The following is a 3,930-nucleotide window of genomic DNA, read 5'->3' on the forward strand; positions in this document are numbered from 1 at the left end:
CTAAGACACAGCTCGCGGCCGAGTTCGCCCGCGAGCTCTGGGACGCCGGAGAACTCGATCTGATGGTGTGGGTGTCGGCGCTCAGCCGCGACTCGGTGGTATCCGGCTATGTACAGGCGGGAATAGACCTCGTGCAGGCGGGAACGGACCTCAGGCTCGGGCCGGAGAACGAGATACCGGAACGCACCGCGGCCCGGCTGCTCACGTGGCTGGCAAGAACCCGGTGGCGTTGGCTGATCGTCCTGGACGACCTGGCGGGGCCGGCCGAAATCCGCGACCTGTGGCCCCCCGGCCGGCCGAGCGGGCGCACGGTCGTCACCACTCGGCGGCGTGACGCGGATCTGCTGGCGGGCCGCAGTCTCGTCGAAGTCGACGTGTTCACGAAAACCGAGGCGGTCGAGTACCTGCGCAGGAAGTTCGAGAATGAGAAATATCGGCATCTGGCCGACGGGGACGATGCCGTCAACGGTGTCGTGGCGGATCTGGGTGCGCTGCCGCTGGCGCTCAGCCATGCCACCGCCTATATGATTGACCAGGATCTGACCTGCAGTGGGTACCGAGAGCGGTTCGCCAACCGTAAAAAGCGGCTGACGGAGCTGTTCCCCACGCTGGACACCGTCTATGACGGATATTCCCACACCGTCGCGACGACCTGGGCCCTGTCCATCGAGGCGGCGGACAGACTGCCCCCGGTCGGGCTCGCCCGGCCGCTCCTGGAGATTGTCAGCTCGTTGAACCCCAACGGTATCCCGGGGGATGTCATGAAGGCGTCACCCGTCCAGGGCTACCTCGCCGAGCGGCTGCCCAGGCAGCCTACCCGGGACGACATCCACGACGGGCTGCGTGGCCTGCACCGGTTCCATCTGGTGACGTACGAGAAGAGCATGATCCGCGTTCATGCGCTCGTGCAGCGAGCCGTGCGGGAGGACCTCGGCGCGCTTCGGTCGACCGAGGTCGCCCGGACATCCGCGGACGCTCTCCTGGAGATCTGGCCTTCCGCCGACAACAACGAGGACAGGGGGCAGCTGCTGCGGGCCAACGCGATGGCGCTCCAGGACAACTGGCCGGCCGCGATCTGGGATCTGGACCAGGGCGGCATGCACAGAATCATGATGCGCACCGTCGAGAGTCTCGGAACGGTGGTGCAGCTCAAAGAGGCGATACACCTGTGCCGGCAGCTCGCCCAACAAGCCGTCGAGCGCTTCGGGCAACGCCATCCGGACACTCTCACCCTGCGCAACCAGCTCGCTGTGTGGCTGGGTGACGCGGGGGAGACACAGGAGGCGATCATCAGTCTTGGATCGCTGATTCCCGATTTGACGGCCGCCTGGGGCCGGGATGACCCGATGACCATCGCCGCTCGGCGTAACCTCGGCTACCAGTGGGGCCAGGCAGGCCATCCGGCACAGGCGGCAGCCGAACTGGCGGCCGTGCTGGACGACCAGGTGCGGGTGCTCGGGCCGGCGGACCCGGCGGTGCTCGCCGTCCGCGCCGAGCTTGTGTACTGGCGGGCCAAGGCCGGAGACACCACGAACGCGGTGGCCGAGCTCGAAGCTCTGCTACAGCTCGCCACGAGGATCCATGGCGCCGAGGCCCGGGAGACTTTCGAGCTGCGCAGCCTGCTGGCCAGCTATCGCGCGGAGTCCGTCGGCTATGCCCAGTCGGTCCTGGAGATGCAGGAGCTTCTCGCGGACATGCGGCGGGTGCTCGGCCCGGAACACCGTGACGTGTCGGTTCTCCGGAACAACCTGGCGACACATCGGTGGAAGGCCGGCGACTGGCCCACGGCGGCCACCGAGCTCCAGAAGCTGGTCACCGAGCGGATGAAGTCCCACGGCCCTTATCACCGCGACACCGTCGCCACGCGCCACGCTCTCAGCGGAGTGCTCATCGACCTGCAGGATTTCGACGGCGCCGCCGCGGAACTCGACGAAGTGATCGAAGGCATGCGCCAGCTGGCCGGCCCGAAACATCACGACACGCTGCACAGGTGGTACGAGCTCGCCTGCGTGTACGAGCGGATGGGCCGCTACCACCAGGCGGCTGAAGCCCTCCAGGCCATCCTCGCCGACCAGCTGATGGTCCTGGGGGACTCCGACCAGGCGGTAACCACAACGAAGGAAGCCCTGGCCCGGGTAACAGCAGCTTCGCGAACGGAGCCCAGCCCAGCCGGCCCGTCGCGGGAAGCCGACCGCGAAGCCTGAAGCCGACCAGGTTCCGTTCACGTCCGGGCTCTTTCAGGAAGCCGCATGGCGGAACAGCCGGCCGCCGGAATCATCCTGCCGGGGACGGACGTGGGCATGCCGGGAGCCCGGGGGCCACCGGTCTCGTGCCACGGCGAGGACGGTGCGCGCGGCATCCTCGCCGAGGGTGCGGTGGGAAGCTACTCTCGGTAGCGTCCGGTCATCCCGTGGCGGCCCCGTGGCGTGGCCTGGGAGAATCGTGCTGGCGATACGGGGCCGACATGTGGGGTGGGCGGAAGCGGTGCGGATCGAACCGGCGGACGACGCGATGTTCCGCGAGCGCGACGCCTGGCGTTACGACCCGCCCTACGACTTCTACAACAGCGACGGTATGCCCGTGAAGAATCCCGAACGGTTCTTCGCCGCCCGCGACGACGACGGTGCCCTGGTCGGTTTCTACTTCTTCGAGCTACACGACGACGCGTTGTTCTACGGGTTCGGCCTGCGGCCCGATCTCACCGGCCGCGGGCTCGGCGAGCGCTTCGTGCTGGCCGGTCTGGAGCTCGCCCGTCCCGTCTACGGGCAGCGCCGGGTCGTGCTCGATGTCGCGGCCTTCAACACACGCGCCGTCCGTCTGTACCGGCGTCTTGGTTTCACCGAGACCGGCCGCCACACCGAGACGTTCGACGGCCGTGGGGCCGTGGAGTTCATCGATATGGAAAAACCCGGCTGAACGCCGTCGGCCTCCGGCCGGGCCTGACCGGCCCGGCGCCCCTGTCCACCGCGGGCAGCCCACGGATGTGGACGCTGGAGAGCACGCGACCGAACATCTACATTGTTACTGACCGTGGTCGACGGTCGTCTGTGGTCCCGTCTCATCGGAGCGATCCATGACGATTACCTGGCGGCAGCTTGACGAGTCCGACTTCGTGTTGTTACGGGGATGGCTGGAACAGCCGCACGTCGCCCGCTGGTGGAACCACGAGAGCACGATCGAGGCCGTCCGCCGCGACTTCGGCCCCGCGGCCCGCGGCGAGGAGCCGTCGGAGGACTTCCTCGCCCTGCTCGACGACCGGCCCCTCGGGCTGGTGCAACGTTGCCACCTCGCCGACTACCCCGCCTACCGCGACGAGCTGGCACCCGTCGTCGACGTCCCCACCGGCGCCATGAGCCTCGACTACCTGATCGGTGAACCCGGCCGGACCGGGCGCGGCCTGGGCACCCGCATGATCGTCTCGATGATCGCACGGACCTGGTCCGACCATCCTGCGGCCACCTGCGTCATGGTGCCGGTCGTGGCGGCCAACCGGGCGTCGTGGCGGGCACTGGAGAAAGCCGGCCTCCGACGTGTCGGGCAGGGGCCCCTCGCGCCGGACAACCCCGTCGACGACCCCCTGCACTACGTATACCGCCTGGACCGCCCCCTGCGCTCGACCAGGTGCCGCGGCTTGCGGTGAACGCGCGTCAGGCGTCGCTCCACGGTGCTCGGCGTGACGTGCGGCCGTGCGGCCGCTCCGCGGTTGGCCGGGCCCGGATCCGGGCATCCCACATCCCCGGCCGGCCGGTGTGGGCCGGCCGGCCGGGTGGGCGTGGGTCAGCGGCCGGTCCGGCCGGGGCGTTTCGGCTGGCTGACGCTGTTGCCGAACTCGTCGATGAGACCGGCGCGGCGCAGCGCGTCGGCGAGCGCGCCGTCGGGTACGTCGTTCGACCCGCCGCGGCGGGTGCGCGGCTGCGCCCCGCCGGAGCG

The 3,930-nt window shown here is 69.2% G+C and carries 4 protein-coding genes; all 4 read left to right on the forward strand.

Going from position 1 to position 3,930, the window contains the following annotated elements; all coding sequences use genetic code 11:
• Positions 1-2,204, forward strand: a 2,204-nt coding sequence (locus tag NBX02_RS13380; protein WP_250291578.1) for a tetratricopeptide repeat protein, incomplete at its 5' end; no start/stop codon positions are given.
• A 45-nt stretch (positions 2,205-2,249) separates the two neighbouring features.
• Entirely contained in the window at positions 2,250-2,396 is a 147-nt protein-coding gene (locus NBX02_RS13385; RefSeq protein ID WP_250285791.1) for a hypothetical protein, read from the forward strand.
• 70 nt (positions 2,397-2,466) lie between these two features.
• Positions 2,467-2,916 carry a GNAT family N-acetyltransferase gene (locus tag NBX02_RS13390; protein ID WP_250291582.1) on the forward strand — a complete coding sequence of 150 codons (450 nt, stop codon included), beginning with the start codon at positions 2,467-2,469 and terminating at the stop codon, positions 2,914-2,916.
• A 157-nt stretch (positions 2,917-3,073) separates the two neighbouring features.
• A complete protein-coding gene (locus NBX02_RS13395; RefSeq protein ID WP_250291583.1) occupies positions 3,074-3,640 on the forward strand; it encodes a GNAT family N-acetyltransferase in 567 nt (188 codons plus the stop codon).
• The last annotated feature ends 290 nt before the right edge of the window (positions 3,641-3,930 follow it).

The sequence above is a fragment of the Protofrankia sp. CiP1_Cm_nod1 genome, assembly GCF_920888515.1.
Classification (GTDB): Bacteria; Actinomycetota; Actinomycetes; order Frankiales; family Frankiaceae; genus Protofrankia.

Bases quoted from the DNA above. Each gene is read 5' to 3' on its own strand.
- NBX02_RS13385 (WP_250285791.1), top strand. From the start codon at position 2,250: ATGGCGGAACAGCCGGCCGCCGGAATCATCCTGCCGGGGACGGACGTG.
- NBX02_RS13395 (WP_250291583.1), top strand. From the start codon at position 3,074: ATGACGATTACCTGGCGGCAGCTTGACGAGTCCGACTTCGTGTTGTTA.